Source organism: Pseudomonas sp. IT-P176 (assembly GCF_949767245.1).
Taxonomy (GTDB): domain Bacteria; phylum Pseudomonadota; class Gammaproteobacteria; order Pseudomonadales; family Pseudomonadaceae; genus Aquipseudomonas.
Window position 1 is genome coordinate 1 of sequence record NZ_CATKPN010000029.1, and the last position, 13,966, is coordinate 13,966.

The 13,966-nt window shown below is 60.2% G+C and carries 10 protein-coding genes; 5 read left to right on the forward strand and 5 right to left on the reverse strand.

The window, feature by feature from the left end:
• Positions 1 to 77: 77 nt before the first annotated feature.
• The 5 genes from ACM6IP_RS03095 to ACM6IP_RS03115 form a co-directional block, all read right to left on the reverse strand.
• Positions 78 to 1,673 carry an ABC transporter substrate-binding protein gene (locus tag ACM6IP_RS03095; RefSeq protein WP_095169314.1) on the reverse strand — a complete coding sequence of 532 codons (1,596 nt, stop codon included), beginning with the start codon at positions 1,671 to 1,673 and terminating at the stop codon, positions 78 to 80.
• A gap of 76 nt (positions 1,674 to 1,749) precedes the next feature.
• On the reverse strand, positions 1,750 to 3,165 hold the full coding sequence (locus tag ACM6IP_RS03100; protein WP_414860931.1) for an OprD family porin: 1,416 nt from the start codon (positions 3,163 to 3,165) through the stop codon (positions 1,750 to 1,752).
• Between the two features lie 170 nt (positions 3,166 to 3,335).
• Positions 3,336 to 4,937 carry an ABC transporter substrate-binding protein gene (locus ACM6IP_RS03105; RefSeq protein WP_159993748.1) on the reverse strand — a complete coding sequence of 534 codons (1,602 nt, stop codon included), beginning with the start codon at positions 4,935 to 4,937 and terminating at the stop codon, positions 3,336 to 3,338.
• Between the two features lie 293 nt (positions 4,938 to 5,230).
• Positions 5,231 to 6,862, reverse strand: coding sequence for an ABC transporter substrate-binding protein (locus ACM6IP_RS03110; RefSeq protein WP_414860932.1), 1,632 nt, complete (start codon positions 6,860 to 6,862; stop codon positions 5,231 to 5,233).
• Positions 6,863 to 7,274: 412 nt separating this feature from the next.
• The gene (locus ACM6IP_RS03115) at positions 7,275 to 7,991 is read right to left on the reverse strand and encodes an SIMPL domain-containing protein (RefSeq protein ID WP_401129318.1); all 717 of its coding nucleotides are present in this window, start codon (positions 7,989 to 7,991) and stop codon (positions 7,275 to 7,277) included.
• A gap of 227 nt (positions 7,992 to 8,218) precedes the next feature.
• On the opposite strand from ACM6IP_RS03115, the gene ACM6IP_RS03120 reads away from it, so the two are divergent.
• The 5 genes from ACM6IP_RS03120 to kdgD all read left to right on the forward strand — a co-directional run bounded on the left by ACM6IP_RS03120 (position 8,219) and on the right by kdgD (position 13,930).
• The gene (locus tag ACM6IP_RS03120) at positions 8,219 to 9,481 is read left to right on the forward strand and encodes an ATP-binding protein (RefSeq protein WP_095169319.1); all 1,263 of its coding nucleotides are present in this window, start codon (positions 8,219 to 8,221) and stop codon (positions 9,479 to 9,481) included.
• Positions 9,474 to 10,034, forward strand: coding sequence for a response regulator transcription factor (locus tag ACM6IP_RS03125; RefSeq protein WP_095169320.1), 561 nt, complete (start codon positions 9,474 to 9,476; stop codon positions 10,032 to 10,034). Before ACM6IP_RS03120 ends, ACM6IP_RS03125 begins: the two co-directional genes overlap by 8 nt.
• A 96-nt stretch (positions 10,035 to 10,130) precedes the next feature.
• Positions 10,131 to 11,858, forward strand: coding sequence for an ABC transporter ATP-binding protein/permease (locus tag ACM6IP_RS03130; protein ID WP_159993750.1), 1,728 nt, complete (start codon positions 10,131 to 10,133; stop codon positions 11,856 to 11,858).
• 89 nt (positions 11,859 to 11,947) lie between these two features.
• A complete protein-coding gene (locus tag ACM6IP_RS03135; protein WP_095169322.1) occupies positions 11,948 to 12,697 on the forward strand; it encodes a FadR/GntR family transcriptional regulator in 750 nt (249 codons plus the stop codon).
• 321 nt (positions 12,698 to 13,018) lie between these two features.
• A complete protein-coding gene (gene kdgD, locus ACM6IP_RS03140) occupies positions 13,019 to 13,930 on the forward strand; it encodes a 5-dehydro-4-deoxyglucarate dehydratase (RefSeq protein WP_095169323.1) in 912 nt (303 codons plus the stop codon).
• The last annotated feature ends 36 nt before the right edge of the window (positions 13,931 to 13,966 follow it).

Sequence of the window (13,966 nt, forward strand, 5' to 3'; positions counted from 1 at the left end):
AAACATCTTCTGGTGTACCTCATCAGCCGGTTAGGCGTACCGGTCAGCCCAGGATCGGGCTGTGGCCGGCGTTTTTTCTACTTCACCTGGGTGGTGGCGAAGTTATTGGTGGTCAGCGGGTTCATGTAGTAACCGTCGACGTTCTTGCGCAGGGCGGTAAACATCTTGGGATGAGCCTGATCGACCCACACCACTTCGTCGTGCAGGATAACCAGGGCTTTTTCATAGAGAGCGGCGCGTTCGGCAGTATCGATCGTGGCCCGAGCCTGGGTGATCAGCGCCTGGAATTGCGGGTTGCACCAGCGGCTGTAGTTTTCGCCGTTTTTGGCGGCTTCGCAACTCAGCAGCGGACCGAGGAAGTTATCCGGGTCACCGTTGTCGCCGCTCCAGCCGGCAGACACCATGTCGTGTTCGCCTTTCTTCGCACGCTTGAGCATCTCCGCCCACTCCATGACACGGATGTCGATGGTGATACCGACCTTGGCCAGGTCTGCCTGGATCAACTGGGCGCCCAGTTGCGGGTTCGGGTTGGTCGGGCCACCGGCGTTGCGGGTGTACAGGGTGAACACCGTGCCTGGCGGAACACCGGCTTCCTTGAGCAGCGCACGCGCCTGGTCGAGGTCCTGGGGCGGGTTCTTCAGCGTGGTGTTATAGCCCAGCAGCGCGGGCGGGTAGGGGTTGACCGCGGCAATCGCGTTGCCCTTGCCGTACAGGGTGTCGACATAGGTCTGTTTGTCCAGGGCCAACTCGATGGCACGGCGCACCCGCACATCGCTCAGGTATTTGTGACTGGTGTTGATCGCGGTATAGCCGGTGGACATCGCCGCGATGGTGGCGATTTGCAGGGCCGGGTCGGCCTGGATGCTCGGGACATCGTCGGGTTTAGGGTAGAGCGCTACCTGGCACTCATTGGCCTTGAGTTTTTGCAGGCGGGTGTTGTTGTCCGGGGTGATGGCAAAAATCAACGGATCAGCCGGCGGCTTGCCACGGAAGTACTGCGGGTTGGCCTTGTAGCGGACCTGGGCATCCTTGGCGTAGCGCTGGAAGATGAACGGACCGGTGCCGATCGGCTTGCTGTTGAGGTCGGCCATTTTGTCGGCCTTTTGCAATAACGCCGCGTACTCGGCCGAGTGAATAGAGGTGAACGCCATGCCCAGGTCCAGCAGGAACGGAGCTTCAGGGCGGTTCAGGGTGAACCTGACAGTCATCTCGTCGACTCTTTCGACAGCCTTGAGCAGGTTCTGGAAATCCATGCTTTCAAAGTATGGAAAGCCGACGGCAGATTGCTTGTGCCAAGGGTGGTTGGGGTCCAGTTGACGCTGGAAGCTCCAGACCACGTCGTCGGCATTGAGTGTGCGCGTCGGTTTGAAATAGTCGGTCGTGTGGAACGCGACGCCGGGGCGCAGGTGGAAAGTATATTGCAGGCCGTCCGGGCTGATCTCCCAGCTTTCGGCCAGGGCCGGCTGGATCTGCGCGGTGCCGGGCTTGAAATCCACCAGCCGATTGAACAGGGTTTCCGCCGCTGCGTCGGACGTTACGGCGGTGGTGTAGAGCACCGGGTCGAAACCTTCCGGGCTGGCTTCGGTGCAGACCACCAAGGGTTTGGCCGAAGCACCGATGGCGGTCATCAGCACGGTGGCTGCGACCACCGCACGCAAGGGAAGCATCTTCATATAAACCCTCCGTATTCCATGAGCCAGATTAGTCGTTGGGGCCGATTCGTCGAATCGGCCCCGCGGTTGTCACGCCTTAGAGGACGTTGAACGGAATGGTGGTAACCAGGCGGAATTCGTTGATGCTGCCGTCAGCCTGGTTTTCGCTCGCCCGGTGTGCGGTGTAGGTGGCGCGAACGGTGGTGGCTTTCAGCGGACCGCTTTGAATGGCGTAAGTGCTGCCAATCCCATATTCATAGTGGTGTTCGCCGTCTTGCGACTGGATGCCGTCATAGCCGGTGCCGGTGTAGTGGGTGCCGTCGATGCCCCAACCGCGTGCCTGGTAGATGTTGAACTTGAGACCCGGTACGCCGTACTCGGCCATGTTCAGGCCATAGGAAACCTGGAAGGATTTCTCGTTCGGGCCGTTGAAGTCCGACAGCAGGGAGTTGGCCAGGTAGATGCCGTTGGTTTCGTGCAGGTAGTCGAAGTACTCGTTACCGTTCACTTCCTGGTAGGAGAAGGTCAGGGTGTGAGCCTGGTGGGTCAGGCCGAACGACAGGGAGTAGGTGTCGTTGTCGATGTCGCCCAGCTTGGCTTTGCCTTCTTCCTGGGTCTTGTAGTAGTTCAGGCCGGTAGTCAGGCTCAGCACCGAGCTGTCGCCCAGCACGTGGGTGGCGCCGAAGTAGTACTGGTTCCAGATGTCTTCGGCCTGGGTGGCCCAGAGGCTGGTGGTCAGGCTGGCGAACGGCGAGTAGCTGATGCCTGCGGTGTTGACGTGATCGGCTTCGGCATCGATGGCGCCGTACTCGGAGCGGAATTTGCTCAGGCTTTCTTCGGTACGCGGCGAGTTGCGATCGAAGGTGGCCACGTCGAAGGCCAGGTTGCTCAGCTCTTCACTGTGCAAGGCCACGCCCTGGAAGCTCGAAGGCAGGGCACGGTTGCTGATGACGTCGACTTGCGGGCTGCTGAAGTTCATGCGCCCGGCAGTCAGGGTGGTGTTGGAGATGCGGGCCTTGACGTTGGCCAGGCCCAGTTTGCTCCATTGCCCCTGGGCGTCGCCGCCTTCTTTGGTCAGGGTCCGGTTGTTGCCGGCGCCAGGACGAGTGCCGGGAGCGCCGCCGTTGTTGGAGGCCAGGTTTTCCCGATCACGTTCCAGCGCGACTGCGTTGTAGGCCGCCAGCTCGGTGCTGAAACCGACGGTGCCCTCGGTGAAGCCGGAGTTGTACTTGAGGATGGTGCCCTGGACCCAGTTGATCCGGCGATCGGTGGGGGTCGATACACCATTTTTCTTGTAGGCGAACTTGCCGCCACGCTTGAGTTGTTCGTTGGAGTACCAGTTACGGGTACTGCCGCTAATCGTCTGGCCTTCGATGAAGCCGGTGGCCTCGGATTGAGCATTGCTGGTATTGACCGTCACCGGGTTGAACGCCTGGCTCTGGGGTTCGGCATACGCGGTTGCGGTGATGCTGCTGATGGCCAGGGCCAACAGGGCGGAGTTGCTCAGTTTCATCAGTGAAGCTCCTTTTTTTCTCTTGTTATTGCCGGTCTCCTGTACTGAGCCGGCTATTGAGGGTGGAACTCATACAAGGCATCGCAAACGTTTGCATGGGGCGAAATCGCCGAATTCAGGCAACAGTCTGCTGTGAGGGCGAAAATCGCCCCCAAGGTTCTGCTAATCAGTTATTGCTCGATACCGACACCCGAGAACACGTTACGCCCGAAGGGGCTGACCTTGAATCCTTCGACTTTGGCGCTCAATGGCTGGTTGACCGTGGAGTGGGCGACAGGAGTGATCGGCACTTGCTGCTTGAGCAACTGCTGGGCCTGTTTGTAGAGCACCGTGCGCTGTTCGCGGTCGGTAACGATCTTGGCCTGTTTGATCAGCTTGTCGTATTGCGGGTCGCACCACATGGAGTAGTTGTTGCCGCCAATCGCGTCGCAGCTGTACAGGGTGCCGAGCCAGTTGTCCGGGTCGCCATTGTCCCCGGTCCAGCCGATCAGGCTGACGTCGTGTTCGCCGTTCTTGGTGCGCTTGATGTACTCGCCCCATTCGTAGCTGACGATCTTCACTTTCAAGCCGATTTTCGCCCAGTCCGACTGCAGCATTTCTGCCATCAGCTTGGCGTTCGGGTTGTACGGGCGCTGCACCGGCATGGCCCACAGGGTGATTTCGGTGCCTTCCTTGACGCCGGCAGCCTTGAGCAGTGCCTTGGCTTTTTCCGGGTCATAGGCGGCATCCTTGATGCTGTCGTCGTAGGACCACTGGGTCGGTGGCATGGCGTTCACCGCCAGTTGCCCGGCGCCCTGGTACACGGCGTTGAGGATGCCTTGCTTGTTCACCGCCATGTCCAGCGCCTGGCGCACTTGGAGCTGGTCGAAGGGTTTGTGCTGGACGTTGTAGGCGATGTAGCCGAGGTTGAACCCGGGTTTTTCGATCAGTTGCAGCTTCGGGTCTTTTTTCAGCGCCTCGACATCGGCCGGGCGCGGATGCAGCGTGACCTGGCACTCGCCCGCCTTGAGTTTCTGCACCCGTACCGAGGCATCGGTGTTGATCGCAAAAATCAGTTGGTCGAGTTTGACTCGGCTCGGGTCCCAGTACTGTTTGTTGCCCGCATAGCGAATCTGCGAGTCCTTCTGGTAACGCTGGAACACGAAAGGCCCGGTGCCCACCGGCTTCTGGTTGATGTCGCTGGGTTTGCCCGAGGCCAGCAACTGGTCGGCGTACTCGGCCGAGAGAATCGAGGCGAAACTCATGGCGAGGTTCTGGATGAACGCAGCGTCGACTGAGTTCAGGGTCATGACCACGGTCAGGGGCGCGGTTTTTTCGACCTTGGCGATGTTCTTGTTCAGGCTCATCCCGTTGAAGTACGGGAACTCAGTGGGGTAGGCCTTACGGAAAGGGTGGTCGGTGTGAAGCATGCGGTTGAAGGTGAACAGCACGTCGTCGGCGTTGAAATCCCGGCTCGGGGTGAAGTACTTGGTGGTGTGGAATTTCACCCCTTCGCGCAGGTGGAAGGTGTAGGTCAGGCCGTCTGCGGAAATATCCCAGCGGGTCGCCAGGCCCGGAACGACGCTGGTGGCGCCTTTCTCGAACTCGGCCAGCCGGTTGTACAGTGGCTCGGCGGCATCGTTGTCGGTGGCGGTGGTGTATTGCGCAGTGTCGAAGCCCGCCGGGCTGCCTTCGGAGCAGAAAACCAGGCTGTTGCTGGCGGCCTGGCTGATGGAGGTGGCGGCCAACAGGCCGCTGCCCAGTAGGGCGGATAAAACCAAGGTATGGCGCATGACACTCCCTCTCTTATTGGAAATAAACCATGAGCCCTCGTCCCGTCCGGGGACGTGCGGGCACAGAACCACGGGTTTCAGCGATTGCCATTCCAGGCGCAGTACGGTCGGACCCTCGACGTTAGTGAGTCGAGTGTCGGGCGGTAAATGCGAAAGGCCTTAAATACAGGTAAGAAAAGGCGATACGTCCTAAACCCGTGGCAGTAGGCCGCAGTGATTTGGGATGTAGGTCAATTCCGCTGTCTTGGCAGATAGCGCCGCGACGACCTCAGCAAGGTCGCCGCGGCAATACCTTATTTGCTGACGCTGACGCTGACGCCGTAGAAGGAGTTCAAGCCAAACGGGCTGATCTTGAAGTCCTGCACGGTGTTGCGCATGGGCTGATACACCGTCGAGTGCGCGATAGGTGTCATCGGGACTGCATCTTTGAGGAGGTGTTGCGCCTGCTTGTACAGCTCGGTGCGTTTGGCAACGTCGGTGGTGGCCTTGGCTTCCTTGATGATGGTGTCGTACGGCTTGTCGCACCATTTCGAGAAGTTGTTGCCGCTCAGGGAGTCGCAGCCAAACAGTACGTTCAACCAGTTGTCCGGGTCACCATTGTCACCGCTCCAGCCAATGATCATGGCCTGGTTCTCGCCACCTTTGGAGCGCTTGATGTACTCGCCCCATTCGTAGCTGACGATGTTGACCTTGAGGCCGATTTTCGCCCAATCCGACTGCAGCATTTCTGCCATCAGCTTGGCGTTCGGGTTGTACGGACGCTGGACCGGCATGGCCCACAGGGTGATTTCGGTGCCCGGCTTGATGTCAGCCTTTTTCAGCAGTTCCTTGGCCTTTTCAGGGTCGTACTTGGCGTCCTTGATGGTGTCGTCATAGGACCACTGGGTTGGCGGCATGGCATTGACGGCCAGTTGGCCAGCGCCCTGGTAGACCGAGTCGATGATCTGCTGCTTGTTCACCGCCATGTCCAGCGCCTGGCGCACTTCCAGCTTGGCCAGTGGGTTGGCGTCGGTACGGCCCTTGAGGACCGGCATCACGTTGTAGGCAATGTAGCCGAGGTTGAAACCCGCCTGATGCGGCAGTTTCAGGTCCTTGTCTTCACCCAGGGCCTTGAGGTCGGCCGGACGTGGGAACAGGGTGACCTGGCATTCGTTTTTCTTCAGCTTCTGGATACGCACCGACGGGTCGGTGGTGATGGCGAAGATCAGGTTGTCGATCTTGACGTCTTCAGGCTTCCAGTAGTCCTTGTTGCCGGTGTAACGGATGTTGGAGTCTTTCTGGTAGCTCTTGAACACGAACGGGCCAGTGCCGATCGGCTTCTGGTTGATGTCGCCCGGCTTGCCTTCCTTCAACAGTTTGTCGGCGTACTCGGCAGACTGGATCGAGGCAAAGCTCATGGCCAGGTTCTGGATGAACGCGGCGTCGACCGTGCCCAAGGTGAACTTGACGGTCTTGTCGTCGATTTTTTCGATGTTCTTGATGTTGGTGTCCATCCCCATGTCCGTGAAGTACGGGAACTCGGTGGGGTAGGCTTTGCGGAACGGCATGTCTTTGTCGATCATGCGGTTGAAGGTAAACAGCACGTCGTCGGCGTTGAATTCACGGGTCGGCTTGAAGTAGGGCGTGGTGTGGAACTTGACCCCTTCGCGCAGGTGGAAGGTGTAGGTCAGGCCATCCGGGGACACGTCCCAGCTGGTGGCCAGGCCTGGAACAACAGCGGTGCCGCCACGTTCGAACTGGCTCAGGCGGTTGAACATGGTCTCTGCCGAGGCGTCGAAGTCGGTTCCGGTGGTGTACTGGCCAGGATCAAAACCGGCCGGGCTCCCTTCGGAGCAAAACACCAGGTTAGTCGCCGCGGAGGCGAAGGGTGCGCTAGCAAGCAAGCTGGCGCCGACTAAAAACGGAATGACCGCGTGTTTGAGCATGGTGGCCTCATGATTGTTGTCATTTTTGGAATTAGAGGACGACCTCGTGAGTCGACCTGCGGATACTTATGCAGGGCCTATACCCAATGCAAGATCCAGAGCGGCTACAAGTCTTAAACAGTGGTACGAACGTACCTTAATGTCGCATTCCTATAAACTTTGACGCATTTGATCGTTTGCGCGGGGGTATTTCGGTGCGATAGGCGCACCAAATGTGTGCTGATAGCACAGTTGGCGCACCTTGCCGAGGCGCGATGTTACCCAGCCATACGTACAGCCTAGACGGGTTTTTCGCGATGACGAGGGGGGATTGGCGCAGGGTAGATCTGTATGACCAAGGCTTGCCTGCGAACGGCGTTGATGCGGTCTCACGTAAACTGCATCAACGCCGCCCGACCAGCTTCCACAAGCGTTACGGCATCAACACTTCAATAGAACCGTCGGCCGACATGCTGACCTGGCTGGTGCCGGCTTCCACTTGCGGGGTCACCGGGGCGGAATCCATTGCGGCCGCTTTCATCATCATCGGCGCGCGCAGGTAAGGCTGTGGATAACCGTTGCTGTTGAGGTTCAGGTTGACGATTTTGTAACCCTTGCCACCCAGGGCTTCGGTGGTCAGTTGGGCGCGGGCCTTGAAGGCGTTGACCGCTTCCTTGAGCAGCGCATCCTCGCTGGCCTTGCGGGTCGGGGTGGCGATGGCGAAGTCCATGCCGGCCATCTTCAGGTCGCCGAGCAGTTCACCGGTGAGTTTGGACAGGGCGGCGAAGTCCGAGCTTTCCAGGCGCAGTTCGGCGCGCTCACGCCAGCCGGTGATCTTCTGGCCCTTGTCGTCGTAGATCGGGTAGCTGTTGCGGCTGCCCTGGCGCAGGGTCACATCCTTGACCTGCCGCGCTTGGCCCAGTGCCTTGTTCATCGCGGTGCTCACCACGGCCGCCAGCTTGGCCGGGTCGGCATTCTGCTCTTCGGTGTAGAGGGTCACTATCATCAGGTCGCGGGCCACTTCCTGGCTGACTTCGGCGCGCAGGGAAATCTGGTTGTAGTGCAGCTCGTCCGCGGCCAGGGCCGGGAGGCTGGCCAGGGCGCCGGCACTGAGGGCGAGAAGGGCGGCACTGCGGCGAAATGTGTTCATCAAAGCTCCTTGGGTGGTGCGCAGGGGTAAGGTTGCGAGCCTGCGTAAAACCATCAGACTCTAGCTGCTATTGTCCGGTTCAGCCGGTTACAACTTCTATACAGTTAGCGCCAGGTGGTCGCAGCGCGGTCAATTGCCCTGTGTCGCTTTGCCGCAGTTTTGCCTGTCAGGCCCCCTGCTTGGTTATACTCGACGCGATCCGCCTGGAGCGCTCATCAGGAGAGCTCATGCTCGCCCCCGTACAACTACTTTCCGCGACTCGCCAAAACCTCTGGCGACTGACGTTCATCCGCACCCTGGTGCTGGCCGCCCAGGCCGGTTCGGTGGGGCTCGCCTATTGGTTCGACCTGCTGCCGCTGCCCTGGCTGGAGCTGGCCGCGACCCTCGGTTGCTCGATGCTGCTGTGCGCCTTTACCGCCATCCGGCTGCGCACCTCGTGGCCGGTGACTGAGCTCGAGTACGCCGTGCAACTGGCCTGCGACCTGTTTATCCACAGTGCGCTGCTGTATTTCTCGGGCGGTTCGACCAACCCGTTCGTCTCTTATTACCTGGTGCCGCTGACCATCGCTGCCGTGACCTTGCCGTGGCGCTATTCGGTGATTCTGTCGGGCATTGCGCTGACCATGTACACCTTGCTGCTGGCGCAGTTCTACCCCCTGGAAACCTTCCCGATGTACCGGGAAAAGATGCAGATCTATGGGATGTGGCTGAGTTTCGCCCTGGCGGCGGCGGTCATCACCTTCTTTGCCGCGCGCATGGCCGAAGAGCTGCGCCGCCAGGAAGAGCTGCGGGCGATCCGCCGGGAAGAGGGGCTGCGCGATCAACAGTTGCTGGCCGTGGCCACCCAGGCTGCTGGCGCCGCCCATGAATTGGGCACCCCGCTGGCGACCATGAGCGTGTTGATCAACGAGATGCTGCAAGATCATCATGACCCGCTGCTGCGCGAGGACTTGAGCGTGCTGCAGGACCAGGTGAAGCTCTGCAAGCAGACCTTGCAGCAACTGGTGCGCGCCGCCGAGAACAATCGCCGCCTGGCAGTGGACATGCAGGACGTCAGCGTCTGGCTCAACGAAGCGCTCGACCGCTGGCACCTGATGCGTCCGGAAGCCACTTACCGCCTGCAGCGGAAGGGGGAAGGCAGCGAACCGCGCCTGGCACCGCCGCCGGACCTGACCCAGGCCTTGCTCAACCTGCTGAACAATGCCGCCGACGCCTGCCCGGAAGGACTGGAAGTGACGCTGGACTGGGACGCCGTGGAGCTGACCATCAGTATTCGCGACCACGGTGCCGGTGTGCCGCTGGCCATTGCCGAGCAGATCGGCAAGCCATTTTTTACCACCAAGGGCAAAGGTTTCGGCCTGGGCCTGTTTTTGAGCAAGGCCAGCGTGACACGCGCCGGCGGCTCAGTGAAACTCTATAGTCATGAGGAAGGCGGTACGCTCACCGAGCTGCGCCTGCCCCGTGCCGCACGAGGAGACGACCATGAGTGACGAGATCCAAGTCGAAGGCGAAGACCTGCCGCATTTATTGCTGGTAGACGACGACGCTACTTTCACCCGCGTCATGGCTCGCGCCATGAGCCGCCGCGGTTTTCGCGTCAGCACCGCCGGTTCCGCCGAGGAAGGCCTGGTCATCGCACAGCAGGACCTGCCGGACTACGCCGCACTGGACCTGAAAATGGATGGCGATTCGGGATTGGTGCTGCTGCCCAAGCTGCTGGAGCTCGACCCGGAAATGCGCGTGGTAATCCTCACCGGTTACTCGAGCATTGCCACAGCCGTCGAGGCGATCAAGCGCGGCGCCTGCAATTACCTGTGCAAACCGGCCGATGCCGATGATGTGCTGGCCGCCTTGCTGTCCGAGCATGCCGACCTCGATACCCTGGTGCCGGAAAACCCGATGTCGGTGGACCGCCTGCAGTGGGAACACATCCAGCGCGTCCTCACCGAGCACGAAGGCAACATCTCCGCCACCGCCCGCGCCCTGGGCATGCATCGGCGCACCCTGCAGCGCAAACTGCAGAAGCGTCCGGTTCGCCGCTGAACCGTCGCTGAACGAAAATCGCCAGCCACCCGGACAAAATGAACCGATCATCTATGATCGGTTCGTACTCCCTGTGTTTCCTACCGAGCCTGAACCATGAATCAGAACGCTGAATATTGCGCGGTCAACGATGCGGTGCGCGGTCAGTTTTTCCGCCGTGTCTGGCAGATGATCACGCCTTATTGGCGCAGTGAAGAGAAGGGCAAGGCCTGGTTGCTGTTGATTGCGGTGATCGGCCTGTCGCTGTTCAGCGTGGCGATCTCCGTGTGGATCAACAGTTGGTACAAGGACTTCTACAACGCCCTGCAAAAGAAGGACGATGCCGCGTTCTGGAGCCTGATCCTGTATTTCTGCGGGATTGCCGCGGTGGCGATCCTGGGGGCGGTCTACCGTTTGTACCTGACCCAGATGCTGACCATCCGCTGGCGTGCCTGGCTCACCGAGAAACACTTCGCCCGCTGGCTCGGGCACAAGAACTACTACCAGCTGGAGCAGGGCGGTTACACCGACAACCCGGACCAGCGAATCTCCGAAGACCTCAACAGTTTCACCAGCAACACCCTGAGCCTGGGCCTGGGGCTGATTCGCACCGTGGTCAGCCTGGTGTCGTTCTCGATCATCCTGTGGGGCGTTTCCGGCAGTATCGAAGTATTTGGCTACACCATTCCTGGCTATATGTTCTGGTGCGCCCTGGTCTACGCGCTGGTGGGCAGTTGGATCACCCACCTGATCGGTCGCCGCCTGATCGGCCTGAACAACCAGCAACAACGCTTTGAAGCCGACCTGCGGTTCTCCATGGTGCGGGTCCGCGAGAATGCCGAGAGCATTGCGCTTTACAACGGCGAGGCGAATGAAAACCAGCGCTTGAGTACGCGGTTCGGCATGGTCTGGCACAACTTCTGGGACATCATGAAAGTGTCCAAGCGCCTGACTTTCTTCACCGCGGGTTACGGTCAGATCGCGATCATCTTCCCGTTCATCGTCGCGGCGCCACGGTATTTCTCCGGCAAGATCGAGCTGGGGGAACTGATGCAGATCAACTCGGCTTTTGGCAACGTGCAGGAGAACTTCAGCTGGTTCATCAGCGCCTACGCCGACCTGGCAGCCTGGCGTGCCACCTGTGACCGGTTGTTGAGTTTTCGCCAGGCCATGAGCGAAAACGAAGAGCGGGCGCCGGCCATCGATGTACGCCAGGAGGGCGCTGAGCTGCAAGTGCAGCAGGTGGGCCTGGACCTGGCGGATGGTCGTCATCTGCTGACCAGCGCCGACATGACTGTGGAGCAGGGCGACAGGCTGATGCTCAGCGGTCGCTCGGGTAGCGGCAAAAGTACCCTGTTGCGGGCCATGGGCGGTTTATGGCCGGCCGGGCATGGGGCCATTCGCCTGCCCAGTGCGCGCTACCTGTTCCTGCCGCAGAAACCCTACCTGCCGATTGGCACGCTGCGTGAAGCCTTGAGTTATCCACAGTCCGGCGATACCTATCCGCATGAGCGCTACGTGCAGGTGCTGGAGACCTGTCGCCTGCCCCATCTGGTGCCGCGCCTGGATGAAGCCAACCACTGGCAGCGCATGCTGTCGCCGGGTGAACAGCAACGCCTGGCATTCGCCCGTGCGCTGCTTTATGCACCGCAATGGCTGTACATGGACGAAGCCACTTCGGCGATGGACGAGGAAGACGAGGCCACGCTGTACCAGGCGCTGATCGATCAACTGCCGGGCTTGAGCATCGTCAGCGTCGGCCACCGCAGCAGCCTGAAACGGTTCCATCCGCGCCATGTGCGGATCGACAACGGCCATCTGCAGGAGCAGACCGTGACGGCCTGATCCCACTGCAAATATAGGTCAACAGTGATCGTACAACCGCCCTGCGCTATGATGTGCGTATCACTGCTTGCCTGAGATTGATCTTGACCATGGAAAACCCGATCGACGTCCCTCGTCTGCCCCGCAAGCGCCGTAGCCTCGCGCAGGAACTGGTGACGGTGCTGTCCGAGCAGATTCGCGACGGCTTGCTCAAGCGTGGCGACAAGTTACCCACTGAGTCGGCGATCATGGAGGCCCACGGCGTCAGCCGTACGGTGGTCCGTGAAGCGATCTCGCGCTTGCAGGCTGCGGGGCAGGTGGAAACCCGCCACGGGATCGGCACCTTTGTGCTCGACACCCCAAGCCCTAGCGGATTTCGCATCGATCCGGCCACCGTGGTCACCCTGCGTGACGTGCTGGCAGTACTGGAGTTGCGCATCAGCCTGGAAGTCGAATCTGCCGGGCTGGCCGCGCAACGCCGCAGCCCCGAGCAACTGGCCTTGATGCGGGCGGCGCTGGATGCGCTGAATGAAAGCGCTGCGCATGCCGGGGACGCGGTGGCTTCGGACTTCCAGTTCCACCTGCAGATTGCCCTGGCCACCGGCAACCGCTACTTCACCGACATCATGACCCACCTGGGTACCAGCATCATCCCGCGTACCCGCCTCAACTCGGCACGCCTGGCCCATGATGACCACCAGCACTACATGAGCCGGCTGGCCCGTGAGCACGATGAAATCTACGACGCCATCGCGCGCCAGGATTCGGATGCAGCCCGCGCCGCCATGCGCCTGCACCTGACCAACAGCCGTGAGCGCCTGCGCCATGCCCACGAAGAGGCCCAGGCCCAGCGCGGCTAAACAGCTCGTCGCAACCCACAGTGGGCGCAATGCCCACTGTTGTGAGGTTCGCATCGCAATTGCCGGTGTTTGCCGTAGGACATCCCATAACAGAAAAAGCAGAAGCGCTGATCAGCTGCTTCAGGGATGTTTTTTTGTTTTCGTATTTAACAGATTTAAATCAATTACTTAGACATAAATCCAGGTCTCGAGAAGGGCTGGCTTGGCCTGTGGATGATGAAATGCAGTTGACGGTTGTATTTTAAGTTGTACGATGACATACAACATCAGCATGACGCTGAGCGGCTTTCATCACAACGTGCTACTTAGGGTGTTCGAATAATGAATCCACAAGAACTGAAGTCCATCCTCTCTTCCGGCCTGCTGTCTTTCCCGGTGACTGACTTTAATGCCCAGGGCGACTTCAACCGCGCTGGCTACATCAAGCGCCTGGAATGGCTGGCCCCGTATGGTGCCTCGGCACTGTTCGCCGCCGGTGGCACCGGCGAGTTTTTCTCCCTGGCCGCCAGCGAATACTCGGAAATCATCAAGACCGCCGTCGACACCTGTGAAACCAGCGTGCCGATCCTGGCCGGCGTGGGTGGTTCCACCCGCCAGGCCATCGAATATGCACAAGAGGCCGAGCGTCTGGGCGCCAAGGGCCTGTTGCTGCTGCCGCACTACCTGACTGAAGCCAGCCAGGATGGCGTTGCCGCCCACGTTGAAGCCGTGTGCAAATCGGTGAAGATCGGTGTGGTGGTCTACAACCGTAACGTTTGCCGCCTGACCGCGCCGCTGCTCGAGCGCCTGGCCGAACGCTGCCCGAACCTGATCGGCTACAAGGACGGCCTGGGCGATATCGAGTTGATGGTGTCGATCCGTCGCCGCCTCGGTGATCGCTTCAGCTACCTCGGCGGCCTGCCAACCGCAGAAGTCTACGCCGCGGCCTACAAGGCCCTGGGTGTACCGGTTTATTCGTCGGCGGTGTTCAACTTCATCCCGAAAACCGCGATGGACTTCTACCGTGCCATTGCCCGTGAAGACCACGCCACCGTCGGCAAGATCATCGATGACTTCTTCCTGCCGTACCTGGATATCCGCAACCGCAAGGCCGGTTACGCAGTGAGCATCGTCAAGGCTGGCGCGAAAATCTCCGGTTACGACGCAGGTCCTGTACGTGCCCCGCTGACCGATCTGCTGCCTGAAGAATACGAAGCACTGGCCGCCTTGATCGACAAGCAAGGTGCGCAGTAACAAACCGATTAAACAAGGCCGCTGAGTAATCAGCGG

Bases quoted from the DNA above. Each gene is read 5' to 3' on its own strand.
- ACM6IP_RS03095 (WP_095169314.1), bottom strand. From the start codon at position 1,673: ATGAAGATGCTTCCCTTGCGTGCGGTGGTCGCAGCCACCGTGCTGATG.
- ACM6IP_RS03100 (WP_414860931.1), bottom strand. From the start codon at position 3,165: ATGAAACTGAGCAACTCCGCCCTGTTGGCCCTGGCCATCAGCAGCATC.
- ACM6IP_RS03105 (WP_159993748.1), bottom strand. From the start codon at position 4,937: ATGCGCCATACCTTGGTTTTATCCGCCCTACTGGGCAGCGGCCTGTTG.
- ACM6IP_RS03110 (WP_414860932.1), bottom strand. From the start codon at position 6,862: ATGCTCAAACACGCGGTCATTCCGTTTTTAGTCGGCGCCAGCTTGCTT.
- ACM6IP_RS03115 (WP_401129318.1), bottom strand. From the start codon at position 7,991: ATGAACACATTTCGCCGCAGTGCCGCCCTTCTCGCCCTCAGTGCCGGC.
- ACM6IP_RS03120 (WP_095169319.1), top strand. From the start codon at position 8,219: ATGCTCGCCCCCGTACAACTACTTTCCGCGACTCGCCAAAACCTCTGG.
- ACM6IP_RS03125 (WP_095169320.1), top strand. From the start codon at position 9,474: ATGAGTGACGAGATCCAAGTCGAAGGCGAAGACCTGCCGCATTTATTG.
- ACM6IP_RS03130 (WP_159993750.1), top strand. From the start codon at position 10,131: ATGAATCAGAACGCTGAATATTGCGCGGTCAACGATGCGGTGCGCGGT.
- ACM6IP_RS03135 (WP_095169322.1), top strand. From the start codon at position 11,948: ATGGAAAACCCGATCGACGTCCCTCGTCTGCCCCGCAAGCGCCGTAGC.
- kdgD (WP_095169323.1), top strand. From the start codon at position 13,019: ATGAATCCACAAGAACTGAAGTCCATCCTCTCTTCCGGCCTGCTGTCT.